This is a genomic window from Streptomyces katrae (genome assembly GCF_000717655.1).
Lineage (GTDB): Bacteria > Actinomycetota > Actinomycetes > Streptomycetales > Streptomycetaceae > Streptomyces > Streptomyces katrae_B.
Map to the genome: position 1 here is coordinate 124,458 of NZ_JNZY01000007.1, position 19,171 is coordinate 143,628.

General features: G+C 73.2%; 18 protein-coding genes and 2 pseudogenes. 13 read left to right on the forward strand and 7 right to left on the reverse strand.

The window, feature by feature from the left end; translation table 11 throughout:
* Positions 1 to 4: 4 nt before the first annotated feature.
* Positions 5 to 202, reverse strand: a complete 198-nt coding sequence (locus IF09_RS0110995) for a DUF1918 domain-containing protein (RefSeq protein WP_030294415.1) — start codon at positions 200 to 202, stop codon at positions 5 to 7.
* 60 nt (positions 203 to 262) lie between these two features.
* Positions 263 to 1,201, reverse strand: a complete 939-nt coding sequence (locus IF09_RS0111000) for a DMT family transporter (protein WP_030294417.1) — start codon at positions 1,199 to 1,201, stop codon at positions 263 to 265.
* Between IF09_RS0111000 and IF09_RS0111005 the strand changes: the two genes are divergently transcribed.
* The 9 genes from IF09_RS0111005 (at position 1,200) to IF09_RS0111045 (ending at position 10,107) form a co-directional block, all read left to right on the forward strand.
* Positions 1,200 to 2,645, forward strand: coding sequence for a PLP-dependent aminotransferase family protein (locus IF09_RS0111005; RefSeq protein ID WP_030294419.1), 1,446 nt, complete (start codon positions 1,200 to 1,202; stop codon positions 2,643 to 2,645). The genes IF09_RS0111000 and IF09_RS0111005 overlap by 2 nt on opposite strands.
* A gap of 31 nt (positions 2,646 to 2,676) precedes the next feature.
* Positions 2,677 to 3,252, forward strand: a complete 576-nt coding sequence (locus IF09_RS0111010; protein WP_030294420.1) for a histidine phosphatase family protein — start codon at positions 2,677 to 2,679, stop codon at positions 3,250 to 3,252.
* A 64-nt stretch (positions 3,253 to 3,316) separates the two neighbouring features.
* Positions 3,317 to 4,075: a hypothetical protein gene (locus IF09_RS0111015; RefSeq protein ID WP_030294422.1), complete on the forward strand. Its 759-nt coding sequence runs from the start codon at positions 3,317 to 3,319 to the stop codon at positions 4,073 to 4,075.
* A 113-nt stretch (positions 4,076 to 4,188) separates the two neighbouring features.
* Positions 4,189 to 5,229 (forward strand): N-acetyl-gamma-glutamyl-phosphate reductase, encoded by a 1,041-nt coding sequence (argC, locus tag IF09_RS0111020; RefSeq protein WP_030294424.1) that lies wholly within the window; start codon positions 4,189 to 4,191, stop codon positions 5,227 to 5,229.
* Positions 5,226 to 6,407, forward strand: coding sequence for a bifunctional glutamate N-acetyltransferase/amino-acid acetyltransferase ArgJ (argJ, locus tag IF09_RS0111025; protein ID WP_030294426.1), 1,182 nt, complete (start codon positions 5,226 to 5,228; stop codon positions 6,405 to 6,407). The genes argC and argJ overlap by 4 nt, the downstream gene beginning before the upstream one ends.
* Positions 6,404 to 7,354 carry an acetylglutamate kinase gene (gene argB, locus IF09_RS0111030; protein WP_051832335.1) on the forward strand — a complete coding sequence of 317 codons (951 nt, stop codon included), beginning with the start codon at positions 6,404 to 6,406 and terminating at the stop codon, positions 7,352 to 7,354. Before argJ ends, argB begins: the two co-directional genes overlap by 4 nt.
* Positions 7,351 to 8,595 (forward strand): acetylornithine transaminase, encoded by a 1,245-nt coding sequence (locus IF09_RS0111035; protein WP_030294429.1) that lies wholly within the window; start codon positions 7,351 to 7,353, stop codon positions 8,593 to 8,595. The genes argB and IF09_RS0111035 overlap by 4 nt, the downstream gene beginning before the upstream one ends.
* A gap of 7 nt (positions 8,596 to 8,602) precedes the next feature.
* Entirely contained in the window at positions 8,603 to 9,139 is a 537-nt protein-coding gene (locus tag IF09_RS0111040; protein ID WP_030294431.1) for an arginine repressor, read from the forward strand.
* A 65-nt stretch (positions 9,140 to 9,204) separates the two neighbouring features.
* Complete coding sequence (locus IF09_RS0111045) at positions 9,205 to 10,107, forward strand: hypothetical protein (RefSeq protein ID WP_030294433.1); 903 nt, start codon at positions 9,205 to 9,207, stop codon at positions 10,105 to 10,107.
* Here the strand turns inward: IF09_RS0111045 and IF09_RS0111050 are convergent.
* Genes IF09_RS0111050 through IF09_RS0111060 form a run of 3 tightly spaced genes read right to left on the reverse strand, consistent with a single transcriptional unit; the run spans position 10,094 to position 13,027 of the window.
* Positions 10,094 to 10,789, reverse strand: coding sequence for a L,D-transpeptidase family protein (locus IF09_RS0111050; protein WP_030294434.1), 696 nt, complete (start codon positions 10,787 to 10,789; stop codon positions 10,094 to 10,096). The genes IF09_RS0111045 and IF09_RS0111050 overlap by 14 nt on opposite strands.
* A 6-nt stretch (positions 10,790 to 10,795) precedes the next feature.
* Complete coding sequence (locus IF09_RS0111055) at positions 10,796 to 11,371, reverse strand: pyridoxamine 5'-phosphate oxidase family protein (protein ID WP_030294435.1); 576 nt, start codon at positions 11,369 to 11,371, stop codon at positions 10,796 to 10,798.
* Between the two features lie 42 nt (positions 11,372 to 11,413).
* Positions 11,414 to 13,027, reverse strand: coding sequence for a hypothetical protein (locus IF09_RS0111060; protein ID WP_051832336.1), 1,614 nt, complete (start codon positions 13,025 to 13,027; stop codon positions 11,414 to 11,416).
* A 181-nt stretch (positions 13,028 to 13,208) separates the two neighbouring features.
* Between IF09_RS0111060 and IF09_RS0111065 the strand changes: the two are divergent.
* Positions 13,209 to 13,415, forward strand: a pseudogene (locus IF09_RS0111065) (argininosuccinate synthase domain-containing protein); the annotation flags it as partial.
* A gap of 119 nt (positions 13,416 to 13,534) precedes the next feature.
* On the forward strand, positions 13,535 to 14,965 hold the full coding sequence (argH, locus tag IF09_RS0111070; RefSeq protein WP_030294443.1) for an argininosuccinate lyase: 1,431 nt from the start codon (positions 13,535 to 13,537) through the stop codon (positions 14,963 to 14,965).
* Positions 14,966 to 15,131: 166 nt separating this feature from the next.
* Here the strand turns inward: argH and IF09_RS0111075 are convergent, their stop codons facing one another.
* Positions 15,132 to 16,313, reverse strand: coding sequence for a hypothetical protein (locus tag IF09_RS0111075; RefSeq protein ID WP_030294445.1), 1,182 nt, complete (start codon positions 16,311 to 16,313; stop codon positions 15,132 to 15,134).
* A 118-nt stretch (positions 16,314 to 16,431) separates the two neighbouring features.
* Positions 16,432 to 16,951: pseudogene (locus IF09_RS40070) on the reverse strand (hypothetical protein).
* A gap of 85 nt (positions 16,952 to 17,036) precedes the next feature.
* On the opposite strand from IF09_RS40070, the gene IF09_RS0111085 reads away from it, so the two are divergent.
* Positions 17,037 to 17,588 carry a TetR/AcrR family transcriptional regulator gene (locus IF09_RS0111085; protein ID WP_030294446.1) on the forward strand — a complete coding sequence of 184 codons (552 nt, stop codon included), beginning with the start codon at positions 17,037 to 17,039 and terminating at the stop codon, positions 17,586 to 17,588.
* Positions 17,585 to 19,141, forward strand: coding sequence for an MFS transporter (locus tag IF09_RS0111090; protein ID WP_030294448.1), 1,557 nt, complete (start codon positions 17,585 to 17,587; stop codon positions 19,139 to 19,141). The genes IF09_RS0111085 and IF09_RS0111090 overlap by 4 nt, the downstream gene beginning before the upstream one ends.
* Positions 19,142 to 19,171: the final 30 nt, after the last annotated feature.

A 19,171-nucleotide genomic window follows, 5' to 3' on the forward strand; every position in this document is an offset into this window, starting at 1 on the left:
CGCATCAGTGCGTGGGCTCCGTCGGGTGCTTGACGACGCAGTCCGGGCCCGGGGACATGACTGCCTCGTGACCGTCCGAGAAACGGACCCGGTAAGGCGGGGTGCCGTTCTCGCCGAGTACCTGAGTGATTTCACCGACCTTGTCGTGCTGCCCCACGATCCTGCCGTGCTGCACCAGCTGGTCGCCCTCGGTCGCGCGCATACTGACCTCCTCGGAGGCGGTCTGGATCCGGTGACAGCAGTTTACGGCGGATTGTGCGGTTTAAGCCCGCTGGGTCACGGCGATGCAGACCAGGACCGCGCAGGCGGCGGCCGGTGCGGCGGGGGAGAGGTGCTCGCCCAGCAGCGCCACCGACCAGACGAGGGTCAGCAGCGGCTGGGCGAGCTGGAGCTGGCTGGCCCGCGGGGCGCCGATCTCGGCCATGCCGCGGTACCAGACGTACAGGCCGAGGAAGGTGGAGCCGGCGGCCGCCCACACCAGACCGGCCAGGCCGTGGCCGGTCAAGTGCACAGGCTCGTACACGAGCCCCAGCGCCGAACCGGCCAGGCCCAGCGGCAGGCACAGCACCAGCGCCCAGCCGATGACCTGCCAGCCGGGCAGGACGCGGGCGAGGCGCCCGCCCTCGGTGTACCCGGCCGCACAGACCAGCAGGGCCCCGAAGAGGTAGCCGTCGCCGGCCGAGAGGGCGCCGCCGCTCTGGGCCAGGGTGAAGCCGAGCACGACGGCGGCTCCGGCGACGGCCGCCGCCCAGAACCGGCGCGAGGGGCGGGCCCCGGTGCGCAGCGCGGACAGGGCGGCCGTGGTGAGCGGGAGCAGGCCGACCACGACGGCGGCGTGCGAGGTGGTGGACGTGGTCAGCGCCAGGGTGGTGAGCAGCGGGAAGCCGATGACGACCCCGGCGGCGACGACGGCGAGGCCCGCCCAGTGCTCGCGGCCGGGCAGCGGCACGCGGCCGGCCAACAGGAAGCCGCCCGCGATCACGGCCGCGAGCACGCTGCGCACGGCGACGAAGGACCAGGGGCCGAAGCTCTCCAGGCCCCAGGCGGTGGCGGGGAAGGTCAGCGAGAAGGCGATGACGCCGAGCGCGGCGAGCGCCGTGCCTCCCGTGGCCCGGCGGGCGGGGCGGCCGGGGCGGCCGGGGCGGGCCGACTGGTCAACCGCTATCGAGGCCCGGAGAGTAGCGCTATTCTTTGCTGTCATGTACGAGCGTAGCAGCGTGGCCGAACTGGCAGAATCCCTGCGGTCGGAACTCAACCGCTACTCAGTGGGTGGAAAGCTCCCCTCGAGTCGCGCCCTGGTGGAGCGCTTCAGGGTCAGCCCGGTCACCGTCTCCCGCGCCCTCGCGCAGCTGGCCGCCGAGGGGCTGGTCGTCACCCGGCCCGGCGCCGGGGTGTTCCGGGCCCGGCCCCGGACGGCGGAGCCCGCGCCCGGGGACACCTCGTGGCAGGAGGTCGCCCTCAGCGCGGAGGGCGACGGCGAGATCGTGCCGCGCTCGGTGGACGCCTCCGGGGTGCTGGCCTGTCTGGCCGCACCGCCGTCCGGGGTGATCGGCCTCAACAGCGGCTACCTGCACCCCTCCATCCAGCCCGAGCGGGCCATGGCCGCCGCGCTCGCCCGGGCCGGGCGGCGCCCCGGGGCCTGGGAACGGCCGCCCATGGAGGGGCTGCCCGAGCTGCGCGACTGGTTCGCCCGGGAGATCGGCGGAGCCGTCGCGGCTGCCGACGTACTGGTCACCGCGGCCGGGCAGAGCGCGCTGACCACCGCCCTGCGCGCGCTGGCCCCGCCCGGGGCGCCCGTCCTGGTGGAGTCCCCGACCTACCCCGGGCTGCTGGCCATCGCCCGCGCCTCCGGATGCCGGCCGGTGCCCGTCCCGGTGGATGCCGAGGGGGTCCGGCCGGAGCTGCTGGCCGCCGCCTTCGAAGCGACCGGGGCGCGGGTGTTCGTATGCCAGCCGCTGTTCCAGAACCCGACCGGTGCGGTGCTGGCTCCCGCGCGGCGGGCCGAGGTGCTGCGGATCGCGCGGGCCGCCGGGGCCTTCGTCGTGGAGGACGACTACGCCCGGGCCCTCGGCCACGACGACGCCGGTCCGCTGCCCCCGACGCTGGCCGCCGAGGACCACGACGGGGTCGTCGTGCACGTCCGGTCCCTGACCAAGGCCACGTCGCCCAGCCTGCGGGTGGGCGCGCTCGCTGCCCGCGGCCCCGTGCTGGACCGGCTGCGGGCCATCCAGATCGTGGACAGCTTCTTCGTGCCCCGGCCGCTGCAGGAGGCCGCCCTGGAGCTGGTCGGCGCGCCCGCCTGGCCCCGCCACCTGCGGGCCGTCGCCGCCGAGCTGCGCCACCGGCGGGACGTGCTCGCGGGCGCGCTGCGCCGGGAGCTGCCGGGGCTCACCCTGCCCCATCTGCCCTCGGGCGGCTACCAGTTGTGGGCGAGGATGGCCGAGGGCAGTGACGACACGGCCTTCGGGGCGGCGGCCCTGCGCGCCGGGGTCGCGGTCGCCGCGGGGCGCCCGTACTTCTGTGCCGAACCGCCGGGTCCGTACGTACGGCTCAGCTTCGCCGGGGTGTCCGGCGCGGGGGAGCTGAACGAGGCCGTACGGCGGCTGCGCAGCGGAGCCGGCGACGCCGTCGGTCCAGGCGCTTGACCCCGTGCGGCATGCGGCACACCATCGCCGCATGAATGTTCGGGTTTCGCTCGTTGCCGCAGCCCGTGGTTCCTCGCTGCTCGCCGAGCGCTTCGACGACGACCGTCCGCTGGACGGGGCGGGCTGGCACGCGGTCGAATCCGCGGCGCGCGGGCTCGTGCCCCTGGGCTCAGCCGAGCTCCGCTACTGCTCGCCCAGCCCGCGCAGCCGGGCCACCGGGCAGGCCCTCGGGTACGCCCCGCTCGCGCAGCCGGCGCTGCGCGACTGCGACATGGGCCGCTGGCGGGGGCTGACCCTGGCCGAGGTGGCGGAGCGCGAGCCCGCAGCGGTGGACCTCTGGCTCACCGACCCGCTGGCCGCCCCGCACGGCGGCGAATCCCTGCTCGCGTTCATCTCCCGCATCGGCGGCTGGCTGGACACCCGGCCCGCCGACGACGGGGGCGCGATCGTGGCGGTGGCGGAGCCCTCGGTGGTCCGCGCGGCCCTGGTGTACGCGCTGAGGGCCGCCCCGCTGACCTACTGGAACGTGGACGTCCGCCCGCTCTCCACGATCACCCTGACGGGCCGCTCGGGCCACTGGCACCTCTCCCTCCAGGCGCCTGTCTAGGGGGTGTCGCCGGCCACCCTCAAAACGGTGGAACCGCACCCGTCCACCGCCCTAACCTGCGGCCATGACCGGAATGCAGATCACCACCCTGGCGCAGCGACCCGAACTGGCCGAACGGCTCTGGGACATGAAGGACACCTGGCCGGAGTTCGCCCAGCACGACTCGGTCGCCTGGCTCCTCTACCCGCGGATGGTCAAGGAGCTGGCCGACTACGTCCTGGTGGCCACCGACGGGGATGCGGTGATCGCCCGCGGGTTCAGCGTGCCCTTCGCGCAGCACGCGCCGGGCCGCGACGGGGCGCTGCCCGCGCAGGGGTGGGACCAGGTCCTCATGTGGGCCTTCTCCGACCTGCGGCGCGGGGTCGCCCCCGACACGGTGAGCGCCATCGAGATCACCGTCGCCACCGACCGGCTCGGCGAGGGCCTGTCCGGGCGGATGCTGGCCGCGATGCGGGACAACGCCCGCGCCCGCGGGTTCGCCGAGGTGGTGGCCCCGGTCCGGCCCAGCGGCAAGCCGGCCGAGCCGGGCACCCCCATCGAGGAGTACGCGTACCGCACGCGCGAGGACGCTCTGCCGTACGACCCGTGGCTGCGGGTCCATGTGCGCGCGGGTGCGGTGATCGACTCGGTGGCCCCGCTGTCGATGACGATCACCGGCTCGCTCGCGCAGTGGCGGGAGTGGACCGGGCTGCCCTTCGATGCGACGGGCCCGGTCCTGGTGCCGGGAGCCCTGGCCCCGGTCCGCTGCGAGCTCGAACAGGGCTACGCGGTGTACGTGGAGCCGAACGTCTGGGTCCGCCACGTGCTGGACCGCCCGGCGTAGGCGGCTCGGTCCGACCCACCCCGGCCCGCCCGGCATGGGGCGCCGGCCGATCCCGGCGCTTTGCATAAACGTGCGGCGGTACGTATAGTCATGCCATCGAGGAGGAGGGTCCGATGGTGGTACGTGTAGCGGTGGCCGGAGCGAGCGGGTACGCGGGAGGAGAGGTCCTGCGCCTGCTGCTCTGCCACCCCGAGGTGGAGATCGGCGCGCTGACCGGCAACTCCAACGCCGGACAGCTCTTCGGCACCCTCCAGCCCCACCTCGTGCCGCTCGCGGGCCGGACCCTGGAGGCGACCACGCCCGAGGTCCTCGCCGGCCACGGCCGTCGGCATGACGTGGTCTTCCTGGCCCTGCCCCACGGGCAGTCCGCCGCCGTCGCCGCACAGCTCGGCGAGGACGTCCTCGTCGTCGACATGGGCGCCGACCACCGGCTCAAGGACTCCGCCGACTGGGACGCGTTCTACGGCGCCCCGCACGCCGGCACCTGGCCCTACGGGCTCCCCGAGCTGCCCGGTGGCCGCGCCGCGCTGGAGGGGTCCAAGCGCATCGCGGTTCCCGGGTGCTTCCCGACCGCCGTCTCCCTCGCCCTGTTCCCGGCCTACGCCGCACAGCTGGCCGAGCCCGAGGCCGTGATCGTCGCGGCCACCGGCACCTCGGGCGCCGGCAAGGCGCTCAAGCCGCACCTGCTCGGCTCCGAGGTCATGGGCTCCGTGAGCCCGTACGGGGTGGGCGGCGGGCACCGGCACACCCCCGAGATGGTGCAGAACCTCAGCCCGATCGCCGGGCAGAAGGTCTCCGTCTCCTTCACACCGACCCTCGTGCCGATGCCGCGCGGCATCCTGGCCACCTGCTCCGCCAAGGCCCTCCCCGGCACCACCGCCGACGCGGTGCGCGCCGCGTACGAGAAGGCGTACGCGGACGAGCCCTTCGTCCACCTGCTGCCCGCGGGGCAGTGGCCGGCGACCTCGTCCGTCCACGGTTCCAACGCCGTTCAGATCCAGGTCGCGTACGACGAGGCCGCACAGCGGATCATCGCGATCAGCGCCATCGACAACCTCACCAAGGGCACCGCCGGTGGCGCGGTGCAGAGCATGAACATCGCCCTCGGGCTCCCCGAAGGGCTCGGGCTTTCCACGATCGGAGTCGCGCCGTGACGGTTACGGCAGCACAGGGGTTCACGGCCGCGGGCATCGCGGCCGGGATCAAGGCGAACGGCAACCCGGACCTGGCCCTCGTGGTCAACCACGGGCCGCGGATGGCCGCAGCGGGCGTGTTCACCTCCAACCGCGTCAAGGCCGCGCCCGTGCTCTGGTCCGAGCAGGTCCTGCGCGGTGCCACGGTCAGCGCGGTCGTCCTCAACTCCGGCGGCGCCAACGCCTGCACCGGCCCCAAGGGCTTCCAGGACACCCACGCGACCGCCGAGAAGGTGGCCGAGGCGCTGGGCGGCGAGCACAACGCCGGCGAGGTCGCCGTCGCCTCCACCGGCCTGATCGGCGTCCTCCTGCCCATGGACAAGCTGCTCCCCGGGATCGACACCGCCGTCGCGGCACTCTCCGAGGACGGCGGCGAGGCCGCCGCCATCGCCATCAAGACCACGGACACCGTGCACAAGACGGCCGCCGTCACCTGGGGGTCCCCCCGCCCGGAGGGTGGGGGAGGCTGGACCGTCGGCGGCATGGCCAAGGGCGCGGGCATGCTGGCCCCGGGCCTGGCCACCATGCTCGTCGTCCTCACCACCGACGCCGACGTGGACAGCGCCACCCTCGACAAGGCGCTGCGCTCCGCCACCCGCACCACGTTCGACCGGGTCGACTCCGACGGCTGCATGTCCACCAACGACACGGTGCTGCTGCTCGCCTCCGGGGCCTCCGGCCAGGTGCCGGCGTACGAGGCCTTCGCGGAGGCCGTACGGACCGTCTGCGACGACCTCGCCCGCCAGCTGATCGGCGACGCCGAGGGTGCCAGCAAGGACATCCGCATCGAGGTCATCGGCGCCCTCACCGAGGGCGACGCGGTCGAGGTCGGCCGGTCCATCGCCCGCAACAACCTGCTCAAGTGCGCCATCCACGGCGAGGACCCCAACTGGGGCCGGGTGCTCTCCGCCATCGGCACCACCCGGGCCGCCTTCGACCCGGACCGGCTGAACGTGGCCATCAACGGCGTCTGGGTCTGCAAGAACGGCTCGGTCGGCGAGGACCGCGACCTGGTCTCCATGAAGGACCGCGAGGTCCGCATCACCGCCGACCTGGCCACCGGCTCCGAGTCCGCCGTGATCTGGGCCAACGACCTCACCGCCGAGTACGTCCACGAGAACAGCGCGTACAGCTCATGAGCGACCCGACGAAGAACGAGAAGGCCGGCCAGCCCGGCGCCGGAACCGCGCGCAAGCACACCGCGCTGCCCAAGGCGCAGATCCTCATCGAGGCCCTGCCCTGGCTCACCCGCCACAACGGCAAGGTCGTCGTCATCAAGTTCGGCGGCAACGCCATGATCGACGAGGACCTCAAGGCCGCATTCGCCCAGGACGTGGTCTTCCTGCGCCAGGCCGGCCTCAAGCCGGTCGTGGTGCACGGCGGCGGCCCCCAGATCAACGCCCAGCTCGACAAGCAGGGCCTGGTCAGCGAGTTCAAGGCCGGCCTGCGCGTGACGACCCCCGAGGCCATGGACGTCGTACGGATGGTCCTGGCGGGGCAGGTCCAGCGCGAGCTGGTCGGGCTGCTCAACGAGCACGGGCCGCTCGCCGTCGGCATGACCGGCGAGGACGCCCACACCATCACCGCGACCCGGCACACCCCCGAGATCGACGGTGAGCTCGTCGACATCGGCCGGGTCGGCGAGATCGCCGCCATCGACACGGGCGCGATCGAGGCGCTGCTGGCGGACGGCCGGATCCCGGTCATCTCCTCCATCGCGCGCAGCGCCGACGACCACCACGTGTACAACGTGAACGCCGACACGGCGGCCGCGGCGCTCGCCGCCGCGCTGGGCGCGGAGACGCTGATGGTGCTCACCGACGTCGAGGGCCTCTACGCGGACTGGCCCAACAGCGACGAGGTCATCAGCCGGCTCACGGTCAGCGAGCTGGAGAAGCTGCTGCCCGAGCTGTCCAGCGGCATGGTGCCCAAGATGGAGGGCTGCCTGCACGCCGTCCGCGGCGGTGTGAGCACGGCCCGCGTGATCGACGGGCGGGTCCCGCACTCGATCCTGCTGGAGATCTTCACCGACGAGGGAATCGGCACGATGGTCGTGCCCGACGCACAGGGAGGGGTGCGCACATGACGGGCCATCAGGAGACCGGCGGCCGGGAGACCGGCCAACAGGGCACCGGCAATCAGCGCTACGGCGCCCGCTGGCAGGACACGCTGACCAACAACTACGGCACTCCCGCGCTGGCCCTCGTGCGCGGCGAAGGCGCCCAGGTCTGGGACGCGGACGGCCGGCAGTACACCGACTTCGTCGGCGGAATCGCGGTCAACGCCCTCGGCCACGCCCACCCGGCGATCGTCGAAGCCGTGACCCGGCAGATCTCCACCCTCGGCCACGTCTCCAACCTCTACGCCTCCGAGCCGGTCCTCGCGCTCGGCGAGCGGCTGCTCCAGCTGTTCGGGCGCCCCGGCCGGATCTTCTTCTGCAACTCCGGAGCCGAGGCCGTCGAGGCCGCGTTCAAGATCGGCCGGCTGACCGGGCGGACCCACATGGTCGCCACCGACGGCGGCTTCCACGGCCGGACCATGGGCGCCCTCGCGCTCACCGGCCAGCCCAGGAAGCAGGACCCGTTCCGGCCGCTGCCCGGCGATGTCACGCACGTCCCGTACGGCGACGTCGAGGCCCTGCGGGCCGCCGTCACCGAGGAGACGGCGCTCGTCGTCATCGAGCCGATCCAGGGCGAGAACGGCGTCGTCGTGCCCCCGGCCGGCTACCTGACGGCCGCCCGGGAGATCACCCGGGCCACCGGCACCCTGCTCGTCCTCGACGAGGTGCAGACCGGCATCGGGCGCTGCGGCCACTGGTTCGAGCACCAGGCCCACGAGGGCGTCGAGCCCGATCTCGTCACGCTCGCGAAGGGGCTCGGCGGCGGTCTGCCGATCGGCGCCGTCGCCGCCTTCGGGCCCGTCGCGGACCTGCTCCAGCCCGGCCAGCACGGCACCACCTTCGGCGGGAACCCCGTCGCGTGCGCCGCCGGCCTCGCCGTCATCGACACCATCGCCGCCGACGGCCTGCTCGACCGGGTCAAGGCGCGCGGGGAGCGGCTGCGCTCCGGAATCGAGGCTGCGGGGCACCCGCTGGTCTCCCATGTCCGTGGTGAGGGCCTTCTCCTGGGTATCGTGCTGACCGGGCCGCTCGCACCGCAGGTGCAGCAGGCGGCCCAAGATGCCGGCTTCCTGGTCAACGCGCCCGCCCCCGACGTCGTACGGCTCATGCCGCCGTACGTACTCTCCGAGGCCGAGGCGGACGCGTTCGTCCGGGCGCTGCCCGGCATCCTCGACGCAGCCAACGGGGACGGACACACCGGGGAATGAGACGACGATGAGTCAGGCGCAGGAACACGAGCAGAACGGCCCGTCCGTCCCGCAGACCCGCACCGCCCGCCACCGCCGGATCGTGGACATCCTCAACCGGCAGCCGGTCCGCTCCCAGAGCCAGCTGGCGAAACTGCTCGCCGACGACGGGCTGAGCGTCACCCAGGCGACGCTCTCCCGCGACCTCGACGAGCTGGGCGCGGTGAAGATCCGCAACACCGGCGGCGAGCTGATCTATGCGGTACCCAGCGAGGGCGGTTTCCGCACCCCGCAGGCCCCGCTCGGCGAGTCGGCGAAGGAGGAGCGCATGCGGCGCCTCTCCGGCGAACTGCTGATCTCGGCGGAGGCCTCCGCGAACCTCGTCGTCCTGCGCACCCCGCCGGGTGCGGCCCAGTTCCTCGCCTCGGCGATCGACCAGGCCGAACTCCGCGAGATCCTCGGCACGATCGCCGGTGACGACACGTTGATGCTGATCAGCCGCGACCCCGCCGGCGGCCAGGCCCTCGCGGACCACCTGCTGCGGCTGGCCCAGAAGGAGGGCTGAGCCGGGACGTCCGGGGCGCCGGAAATCCGGTGCCGGACCCGGCGCCGCCGCCGTAGCCTCGGGGCGTGCTCCAACTCGTCCTCGCCCTGTCGGTGTCCGTCGTGACCGCCGCCGTGTACGGGCCCATCGGCCTGCGGTGGCGGCGCCGGGCCCGGATCCGGCGCGAGGTCCTCCGGCTCGTCGCCGCCCTCGAACTCGAGCCGTACCACGCCGCCCTGCTGCGCAACGAGGCGACCGAGGCGGCGGCCGCCGAACTCGTCCTGGGCGGGTACCTCCGCATCGACGGGGAAGGGGCGGCGTTCTTGACCGAGGAGGGCCGCGATCCCGCCGGGGCGCCCGCCCACCCGCTGCCCGCTGCCCTGCTGGAGGCCGTACGCCGGCACGATCCCGAGCCCGTTTCGCTCGGCTGGATCGACTGGTGCGACCAGGGGTACGTGGAGCGGCGCAGCGCGTACGGGAAGGTACGGGACGCCCGGCTGCCCGATGTCCGGCGCATGCCGGACGGCGAGGCGAACCGGCTGCCGGCCTGCTGCGGCTGCGTCGGCATCGTCCTGGTGATGTTCTTCTGGGTCCTGGCGGGCGTGCTGCTGCTGGCCGAGCGGCCGCACGGGGCACGGGAATGGGCCTGCGCCGCGGTGGCCGCGCTCGGCCTGGTGGCGCTGGCGTTCGCCGGAAGGGCCGGCCGGGAGGTCCGGGCCCGCACGGAGTGCGGCGACCCGCTGGGGGACCTGGTCCGCGCCGAGCCGCATCCGGCGTTCGCGGCGCTGGACGAACAGCAGCGCCGCCACGTCCTGCGGAGCATCGGTGACCGCTACCGGTGGCGCGGCGCCGACGCGGTCGCCTGCGAGGGCGAGGACGACGAGTGGCTGGACGACAAGGTCTGGTGGGAGGACGCGTACGAGTACCGGGCCGCCGACGAGGCCGAGGCCGAGCCCGAAGGCGATGCCGCACCTCCTAGTACCGGGTGACGGCCAGCGGCCCTTCCTGCGTGCCGATCGCGATGTGCGGGCGTCGGCGGGGATCGGCCCAGCGCAGGATCGCGCGCATCGCCCGCTCCGGCACGGACACGCAACCGGCCGTCGCCCCCTTGCCGTTGACGTGTAGGAAGATGCCCGCGCCCCGGCCGTGCACCGGCCGGTCGTAGTTGAAGGCGATGACGAGCGCGTGCGCGTACTGCTTCTCGTACGTGACCAGGTGCTCCGCCTCGCCCGGCGCGCAGTCCGCGGGCAGCGGCTCGGTCCACCGGTTGTATGCGACGGACGCATTGTCCTGGCACCACCAGGAATCAGGGGTCACCTTGAGGTAGCGGAACTCCGTCCCGGCGGGCGCGTGCCGGATCCCGAAGGCGTACGGCAGCTCGTACAGGCCCGTCGGCGTGGTGTTCGTGCCCTGGGTGCGGGTCTCACCCTCCGTCAGGCCGTTCGCGCCGAAGCGCGCGTCCGCGCTGCCGGCCTCGTACCAGTGCCCCGCCCGGCGGTCCCACCAGGTCAGCCGCCCCGTGGTGGATCCGGGCGCGGGCGCGACGGCGGTGATCAGCTGGCTGCCGCCGCCCGTGTCGGCGAGACGGGCCGGCAGCGGCGCAGGTCCGTAGGGGCCTTGCAGGAGCAGGCCGGTGACGATCAGTGAGCCGGTGACGAGAGCGGTACGCAGCACATGTCAGACGGTACGGGGCGGAAGGGGCAGGGGCAGTGCAGGCAGGCCGTCGAGACTCACTGCGACTTTCTTCTCGCAGTACTCGCCGAACTCCTCGTCCGTCTTGCGGGCGAAGTACTCCGCGTGGAGGGTGCGCTCGCCCTGGTACTCCATGAAGGGGACGGCGTACCCGCACACGTCGGCGATCCGGCGGGCGTGCACGACGATGACCGCCCGCGCGGAGGGCCCGTCGGCCTCCCCGAACAGACCGATCAGCTCGCCCCAGCGGGGATCGTCGCGGAAGACGGCCTCGCCCTCGCCGTGGATGCGCACGATGTTGGGCGGGCCGCTGAACGCGCACCACATCAACGTGATCCGGCCGTTCTCGCGGACGTGGGCGATGGTCTCGGCGCCGCTGCCGCCGAAGTCGAGGTAGGCGAGGGTCTGCTCGTCGATGACGACGAGCGTTCCCGCGCGGCCCTTCGGGGACAGGTTGACGTGGCCGTCACCGGCCAGCGGTGCGGTCGCGGTGAAGAAGACCGGCTGCTCCTCGATGAACTTGCGCAGCCGGCCGTCGATACGTTCGTAGAGCTTTCCCATGATCCGATTATCGGTCAGGGCGGCAGGTTCGGGCCGGGAATTTCAGTCCCACAGCTCGCGGCGGGCACGCCACAGCCGCCGGTCCTCGTCGTGCGGCGACCGGGTGAGCAACGCGTCCAGTTCTGCGCAGTCGTTCTCCTGCAGCCCCAGGCGGGTGCGCCACCACCGCAGCCGGTGAGCGGGGAGCACGTGCGCCGACGCCGCCAGCAGCGCGCCGAGTTCCGCGCGCTCCGCCTGTCCCTCCTGCAGGGCCTGGAGCCAGTTCCAGCCTTCCACCGTGTCCGCCGCGAGCCGGCGCAGGCCCGGGTCGGGGTCCGCCGACAGGGCCACCGCGGCACGCAGCGCGGCGATTCCCCCCTGGGCGTGCAGCAGGCGGAACGCGGCGCGGCGGTTGTGCAGCCGCCGGTCGGGGGCGGCACGGGCGGCCAGCCCTCCGGTGTCCAGCCGCCCGGCCACGGGACGCAGGCAGAGCGCGGCCTCGCGGGCCACCGACGCCGACCCGTCGTCCAGCAGCGGGAGCAGTACCGCGTCGTCGGGGGTGGCGTCCATCCGCCGCAGCCCGGCCAGGGCGGCGGCCCGTACCGGGCCGACGGGATGGTCCAGCAGCGCGCTCAGCAGCGGCGCGTCGGCGCGCGGGGCGAACTCGCAGAAGCCGGTGACCGCATACCGGCTCACCCGCTCCGGGTCCGCGAGGAGCCCGCGGTGGTGCGCGTACGGGTCGCCGCCGTCCTGGCGCAGCAGCCAGCGCGCGCAGGCCCGTACGAGAGCGGACCGGTCGGCGAGGTGCCGGGAGGCCTCCGCCGCCCGGCCGGCCCGGCGCAGTGCGGTGACCCCGGCGGCCCGGACCATCGGGACGCGGCTGCCGAGCAGGGTGTCGACCGCCTCGTCGTCCGGCCCGTCGGCTGCCATCGCCGCGAGGGCGGCGTCGGTCCACAGCCGGCCCGTCGCCGGGTCGTGCTCCGTGGCGGCCCGCCGGGCGAGCTCCCGTACGCCGAGCCGGCCGGCGGCGAGGGTGAGGCGGGCGGCGAACCGCCGGGTCGGCAGGTCCGCCGTCCGGCCGAGGTGGTCCAGGATGCGGGCGCGCTGCTCCGCGGTCAGGGAGCTCCAGCTCCACGTCGTCGAGGGGCGCCCGGGGCGCCACCATGCGGCGAGGAGGGAGTACCGGCCGCTCAGGGCGGCCTCCAGCTGCTCCACCGCCCAGGCGCCGTTCTCGCGCCGGCCCAGTCGCAGGGCGAGCGGGATGAGGGCGGTCAGCATGGGCTCGGGGTTCCTGGCCACGATCCTGCCGAGCACCCGCCGGGCGCGCTCCCGCACCGCCGGGACCCAGTCGGCGCACCGGATCAGGACGAGCAGGAGCGGGGGGTTCCGCCACGCTGCGAGGGTGGCGGCGCGCACCCGCCCGTCGGGGTGGCACAGCCGGGCCTCGAGCCGGTCGCTGTGCAGGGGCTCGTACGAGCGGGAGGCCAGGCGCCGCACCTCCTCGTCGAAGGCGATCCAGGATTCCGGCCGGTGCCAGAGGAACCCGCCGGTGAACACGTCGGTGTCCGGCCGCAGCAGCAGCACCCGTGTCACGTCGCAAACCCCGGTGTCCGCACGCCGCATCAGCGCCAGCGCCGCGTCGTGCCCCTGTGCGATGTCCTGCCGTATGAGCCGCATGTGCCCTCCCCCGAAACCACTTCCCGGCCGATCGTAGGCGGGCGCCCATGGGCTCCGCCCCTGCTATCCGGGCCGGTCAGCGGCGCGACGACGGGCACGATTGACGAAACATACGGAGTACTGCATAGTTATGCTCGCAGGATGCACCGTGCAGGAGGACGCAGCGTGTGAGGAGGAGCCCGTGACGGAGCGCGTCGTACGCGCCTGCTCAGGCGGACCGGACACCTTCGTCGCCATCGGCTGGATCGCCGAGGAGACGGGCGCAGACGTCACCGCCGTTGCCGTGGACGTCGGCCAGGGCGGCGAGGACCTGGACGTCATCCGCAAGCGCGGCGCCTCGACCGCCGCCCACGGCTGCACCGGCAAGGAGGTCGCGGCGCGCCGCGACCCCGCCTGACGGCCCACCCGACTGCCTCCCCGTTTCCTCCGCGGCGGGGAGGCAGTTTCACATCCGAAGCCATGTGCGCATCCGAAGCCATGCAGATGCAGTCTTGAGGAGCAGTAGCTGTGAGCAGCAACAACGGTGGTGACGTCCGGCTCTGGGGCGGCCGGTTCGCCGATGGCCCGGCCGAGGCCCTCGCCAAGCTGTCCGCGTCGGTCCACTTCGACTGGCGCCTCGCGCCGTACGACATCGCCGGATCCCGCGCCCACGCCCGGGTCCTCGCCAAGGCGGGCCTGCTCACGGCGGACGAGCTCGACCGCATGATCGCGGGCCTCGACCGGCTCGAAGCGGACGTCGCCGACGGTTCGTTCACCGGCACCATCGCCGACGAGGACGTGCACACCGCCCTGGAGCGGGGCCTGCTGGAGCGGCTCGGCGCCGACCTCGGCGGCAAGCTGCGCGCCGGCCGGTCCCGCAACGACCAGGTGGCCACCCTCTTCCGGATGTACCTGCGCGACCACGCCCGCATCATCGGCGGCCTGATCGCGGACCTCCAGGACGCGCTGGTCGGCCTCGCCGAGACCCACCACGACGTGGCCATGCCCGGCCGGACCCACCTGCAGCACGCGCAGCCGGTGCTCTTCGCGCACCACGTACTGGCCCACGTGCAGTCCCTGTCCCGGGACGCGGAGCGGCTGCGGCAGTGGGACACCCGGACCGCGGTCTCCCCGTACGGCTCGGGCGCGCTGGCCGGCTCCTCGCTGGGGCTGGACCCGGAGGCGGTCGCCGCCGACCTCGGCTTCGAGCGCGGCTCGGTCGGCAACTCGATCGACGGCACGGCCTCCCGCGACTTCGTCGCCGAATTCGCCTTCATCACCGCGATGATCGGGATCAACCTGTCCCGGATCGCGGAGGAGATCATCATCTGGAACACGAAGGAGTTCTCCTTCGTGACCCTGCACGACGCCTTCTCGACCGGGTCGTCGATCATGCCGCAGAAGAAGAACCCCGACATCGCGGAGCTGGCGCGCGGCAAGTCGGGCCGGCTCATCGGCAACCTGACGGGCCTGCTGGCCACGCTCAAGGCGCTGCCGCTCGCGTACAACCGGGACCTCCAGGAGGACAAGGAGCCGGTCTTCGACTCCTGCGACACGCTCGAGGTCCTGCTCCCGGCCTTCACCGGGATGATGGCCACCCTCACGGTCAACCGGGAGCGGATGGAGGAGCTCGCTCCGGCCGGCTTCTCGCTCGCCACGGACATCGCGGAGTGGCTGGTCAAGCAGGGAGTGCCGTTCCGGGTGGCGCACGAGGTGGCCGGCGAGTGCGTGAAGGAGTGCGAGGCGCTCGGGATCGAGCTGGACGGGCTCACCGACGAGCAGTTCGCGAAGATCTCGGAGCACCTGACCCCGGAGGTCCGTACGGTCCTCAACGTGCCCGGCGCCCTCGCCTCGCGCAACGGCCGCGGCGGCACCGCCCCCTCGGCGGTCGCCAAGCAGCTCGCGGAGCTGAAGGCCGACCTGGTCATCCAGCACGCCTGGGCGACCCACAAGCAGTAGCCGAACGGCACTGCCCCCTTGCCCCCGCGGCCATGCGGCCCGCACGCCCGAAGGCCCCCCGCCCGAAGGCCTGTACGTCCGCACGCCGCGGGACGCCGGGAGGGGCGGTCGGAGCCCTGTGCCCCGACCGCCCCTCCCTCATGTCCGCCGCCGCGCGCCCGCGCGTTCAGCGCACCGGGTGCTCCGGCTCGTAGTTGGTCAGGACGCACCCCTCGACCTGGGCCTTCTCCAGCCGGTACCCGGAAGGGGCGGAGAAGCCGGGCACGCAGTTCAGGTACAGGAACTGCAGCTGGTACAGGCCGAACCGGGCCGACGGGTCGTTGGTCTCGACGGCGATGTTCTCCCCGACGAGCAGCATGCTCACGGTCGCCTTCAGCTCGCCGTCATCCTTCAGGTCGGCCTGCTGGGCGGCCTTCGCCTTGGTCTGGAGCTTCTTCATGTCCCCGACGGTGTCGAGCCAGCTCAGGTGGACGGCGCGCTGCGCCCCCGCGGGCTGACCGCACAGCGCGCGGCCCGTGATCCCCCAGTCCAGCGCGTTGCCCTTCACCGCGGGCTGGTAGTCGATGGACTCGACGGCCACTGCTTCGGGGTCCGTGGAGAAGTGCTTCTCGCAGTCCAGGCTGTTGCCGACGAGCTTGCGCAGTTCGGCGATGCTGCCGGCGCGGGCGAGGCCGAGGCTGCCGGTCTTCGGCTGGCCGGGCTTCTCGCCGCCGCCCGCCGGGTCCTGCGGGGTCTCGAAGTTCGGGCTGCCCGAGCCGTCTTCGCTGGCGAAGAAGTCGGTGAGGCCGCAGCCCTCCACCAGGGGCTTCTCCCGCTTGTACCCCTCGGGCGCTCGCCCGCCGGGGTTGCAGACCAGGACGCGCATGTCCGACTGGAGCAGGGCCATGGCGGACTTCGACTTGGTGGGGAAGGCGACGAAGCCCTTGCCGACCAGGACGTTGCTGAAGAGCCCGTAGGCCCCGTCACCCCCGGAGATCTTGTCCATGACGTACTGCTTGTAGCCCGCCTGGAACGCCTTCATGTCCTTGGGGACGGCGATGGCGATGTCGCCCTGCCCGCGCCCGTCGCGGCAGACGCCGACCTCGGTGACCGACCACTGCCCGACCTTGGGGAAGTCACCGCTCGGCATCCTCGGGTCGTCGGGCTTCGTGCCCAGGTCCTCGCACCCGGTGAACTGGCGCATGTACCGCTGCGCCTCGGCGAGGGGGCCCTCGGCGGCCGCGCCGGCGGGGGCCGCGGAGGAGGCGGGTGCGCCGGGCGGGGCGGCCTGGCCGTCCCCCTTGCAGGCGGGGAGGGCGGCGAGACAGGTGAGGGCGGCGGTCGTGGCGAGGATCCGCTTGATGCGCATGGGTCGCTTTCGTCGGACGGCAAGATCGCGGGGGTGGCATGCACATGCTAGATGGGCCCGGCAAGCGTGATCAAAACCGCGGACCGGCCCCGCCCCGGGGCCGGTCGGGCCCCGTCCCTCACGCCGCCCAGCCGGCGAGCCGCTCGAAGTCCGCCCGGACCAGCCCGATCCGCTCGTCGATCCGCATCAGCAGCGCCCGCGCCGGGTGGCGCTGGTCCACGAACTCCCGGTCCATCGCCGTGATGTCGTCGTCGATCCACGCGAACTCCCGCTCGCCCGCGTACTCCAGGATGTACTGCGTCTTCCAGAAGGTGCCGCGCGGAGCCCGCCCGTGCATCTGCGGCCAGTCGATGTACGGGAGCCGCGGCAGGCCCAGGTGCGGGCCTATCCAGTCGTTCGCCTCGTCCTTCCAGGTGGTGGCCCAGACCAGCTCGTACGAGCGCGCCAGCGCGAGCAGCTCTGCGCCGTGGGCGTGGTTGAGCCAGACCCGCAGGGGGCGCCGGCTCTCCGCCTCGGTCCAGCCGGCCGGACGCATCCGGTGGGTGGCGTACCCCTCGGGGCGGCGCTGCGGCTGGGCCGCGTAAGGGTTCAGGGGGCCGGCCGTCCACGTCGATCAGCAGCAAGGGCTTCGGTGTCATCTCGGCAGCCTTCCGTTCCGGGTGCCCGAGGGCACCCCGTTTATGGGATGAGACATGAACGTCTCATTCGGGGTATGCTTGTCTCATGGCCATGGATCGTGACCAGGTGCTCCGCGACGCCGCAGCCCTGCTCTCCCGCAAATCGACCGCCACGATGGACGAGGTCGCCCGCGCCGCAGGCATCGGGCGCGCGACCCTGCACCGGCACTTCGCCGGGCGCGACGCCCTCGTACGGGCCCTCGAGGAACTCGGCATCCGCCAGTTCGAGACGGCCTTCGACCAGGCCCGCCTGGACGAGGGCACGGCCGTCGAGGCGCTGCGCCGGCTGGTCGCGGAGGCCGAGCGCGACGCCCAGCTGCTGGCCTTCCTCGTCACCGAGAACCAGCTCTTCGAGGGCGACCAGGTCAACGAGGGATGGGCCCGGCTCGACGCCCGCGTCAGCGCGCTCTTCCGGCGCGGCCAGGAGGAGGGCGACATCCGGATCGACCTGAGCCCCGCCTGGCTCACCGAGGCCCTCTACGGCCTCATCGGCACCTGCGCCTGGGCCGTCATGGACGGCCGGGTCGCCGCGAAGGACTTCCAGTACATGATCATCGAGCTGCTGCTCGGTGGCGCACGACGGAGTGTGGAGAAATGAGCCGCATCGAACAGCTGACCCGGGAGAAGGGGACGGAGGCGATCAAGGGCCGGGGGAGCAGGGGGCGCTGGCTGGCCCTCTCCGTGCTCGTCCTGGCCGTTCTGCTGGTCGCGGTGGACGCCACCGTACTCGGTCTCGCCACGCCCTCGCTCAGCGAGGACCTCAAGCCGTCCGGCACCCAGCTGCTCTGGATCGGCGACATCTACTCGTTCGTCATCGCCGGACTGCTCGTCTCCATGGGCTCCCTCGGCGACCGCATAGGCCGCAAGAAGCTGCTCCTGGCCGGCGCGACCGCCTTCGGCGCCGTCTCCGTCCTCAACGCCTACGCCACCAGCCCCGAGATGATGATCGCGGCCAGGGCCCTGCTCGGCGTGGCCGGTGCCACCCTGATGCCGTCCACCCTCGCGCTGATCCGCAACATCTTCCACGACCCCAGGGAACGCAGCCTCGCCATCGGCATCTGGGGCGCCACCGCCTCGGCCGGCGCGGCCATCGGGCCCGTCGTCGGCGGAGCCCTGCTCCAGCACTTCTGGTGGGGCTCGGTCTTCCTCATCAACCTGCCCGTGATGATCGCCCTGGTCCTCGTCGGCATCAAGCTGCTGCCCGAGTCCAAGAACCCGGTGGCCGGCCCCTGGGACCTGGTCAGCGTCGCCCTCTCGCTCGTCGGCGTCATCGGTGTCGTCTACGCCGTCAAGGAAGTCGCCACCCACGGGATCACCTGGGGCGTCGGGGCCGCCGCCGTCATCGGCGCCGCTTGCCTGTACGCCTTCGTCCGCCGCCAGTTCCGCCTGCCGTCGCCGCTCCTCGACATGCGGCTCTTCAGGCACCGCGGCTTCTCCGGCGCGGTCCTGGCCGACCTGCTGACCGTCTTCGGCCTCTCCGGCCTCGTCTTCTTCCTCTCCCAGTTCCTGCAGCTCGTCCAGGGCCGCGACCCCCTGGAGGCGGGCCTGGCCGAACTGCCGGCCGCCATCGGCGCGGTGGTGACCGGCCTGGTCGCCGGCCGGTACGCCCGCCGGTACTCGGTACGGTCGATCGTGACCGGCGGCCTCGCGGCCATCGGGCTCGCGCTCGGCGCGCTGACGCTGGTCCACAAGGAGAGCGGCTACCCGCTGCTCGGCGCCGCCCTGCTGGTCGTCGGCCTCGGCGCCGGCTTCTCCTTCACCGTCACCGCCGACGTGATCCTCTCCAGTGTCCCCAAGGAGCAGGCCGGTTCGGCCTCGGCCGTCTCCGAGACCGCGTACGAACTCGGCGCGGCCCTCGGCATCGCCCTCCTCGGCTCCATCGTCACGGGCGTCTACCAGGGCTTCACCGCCCCGGCCTCGGTCTCCGGACCGGTCGCCGACGCCGCGCACGAATCGCTGGGCGGCGCGGTCGAGGCCGCCAAGGCGGTGGATCCCGCCACCGCGCAGACCATGGTGGGTGCCGCCCAGGAGGCCTTCGTGGACGGCCTGCGGTACGCCTCCGGCGTGGGCGCGGCCGTACTGCTGGCCACTGCTGTGGCGGCGTGGTTCCTGCTCAGGGGTCAGAAGCTCCAGGACGGCATCGCGCACTGATCCTGCTCAAGGGGGGTGTTCCGAACGGAG

Excerpts from the sequence above, each read along its gene's own strand:
- IF09_RS0111075 (WP_030294445.1), bottom strand. The coding sequence starts at position 16,313 with ATGCGCATCAAGCGGATCCTCGCCACGACCGCCGCCCTCACCTGTCTC.
- IF09_RS0111015 (WP_030294422.1), top strand. The coding sequence starts at position 3,317 with ATGACCGGAATGCAGATCACCACCCTGGCGCAGCGACCCGAACTGGCC.
- IF09_RS0111035 (WP_030294429.1), top strand. The coding sequence starts at position 7,351 with ATGACGGGCCATCAGGAGACCGGCGGCCGGGAGACCGGCCAACAGGGC.
- IF09_RS0111040 (WP_030294431.1), top strand. The coding sequence starts at position 8,603 with ATGAGTCAGGCGCAGGAACACGAGCAGAACGGCCCGTCCGTCCCGCAG.
- IF09_RS0111010 (WP_030294420.1), top strand. The coding sequence starts at position 2,677 with ATGAATGTTCGGGTTTCGCTCGTTGCCGCAGCCCGTGGTTCCTCGCTG.
- IF09_RS0111000 (WP_030294417.1), bottom strand. The coding sequence starts at position 1,201 with ATGACAGCAAAGAATAGCGCTACTCTCCGGGCCTCGATAGCGGTTGAC.
- IF09_RS0111055 (WP_030294435.1), bottom strand. The coding sequence starts at position 11,371 with ATGGGAAAGCTCTACGAACGTATCGACGGCCGGCTGCGCAAGTTCATC.
- IF09_RS0111005 (WP_030294419.1), top strand. The coding sequence starts at position 1,200 with ATGTACGAGCGTAGCAGCGTGGCCGAACTGGCAGAATCCCTGCGGTCG.
- argB (WP_051832335.1), top strand. The coding sequence starts at position 6,404 with ATGAGCGACCCGACGAAGAACGAGAAGGCCGGCCAGCCCGGCGCCGGA.
- argC (WP_030294424.1), top strand. The coding sequence starts at position 4,189 with ATGGTGGTACGTGTAGCGGTGGCCGGAGCGAGCGGGTACGCGGGAGGA.
- IF09_RS0111085 (WP_030294446.1), top strand. The coding sequence starts at position 17,037 with ATGGCCATGGATCGTGACCAGGTGCTCCGCGACGCCGCAGCCCTGCTC.
- IF09_RS0111090 (WP_030294448.1), top strand. The coding sequence starts at position 17,585 with ATGAGCCGCATCGAACAGCTGACCCGGGAGAAGGGGACGGAGGCGATC.
- IF09_RS0111060 (WP_051832336.1), bottom strand. The coding sequence starts at position 13,027 with ATGCGGCTCATACGGCAGGACATCGCACAGGGGCACGACGCGGCGCTG.
- IF09_RS0110995 (WP_030294415.1), bottom strand. The coding sequence starts at position 202 with ATGCGCGCGACCGAGGGCGACCAGCTGGTGCAGCACGGCAGGATCGTG.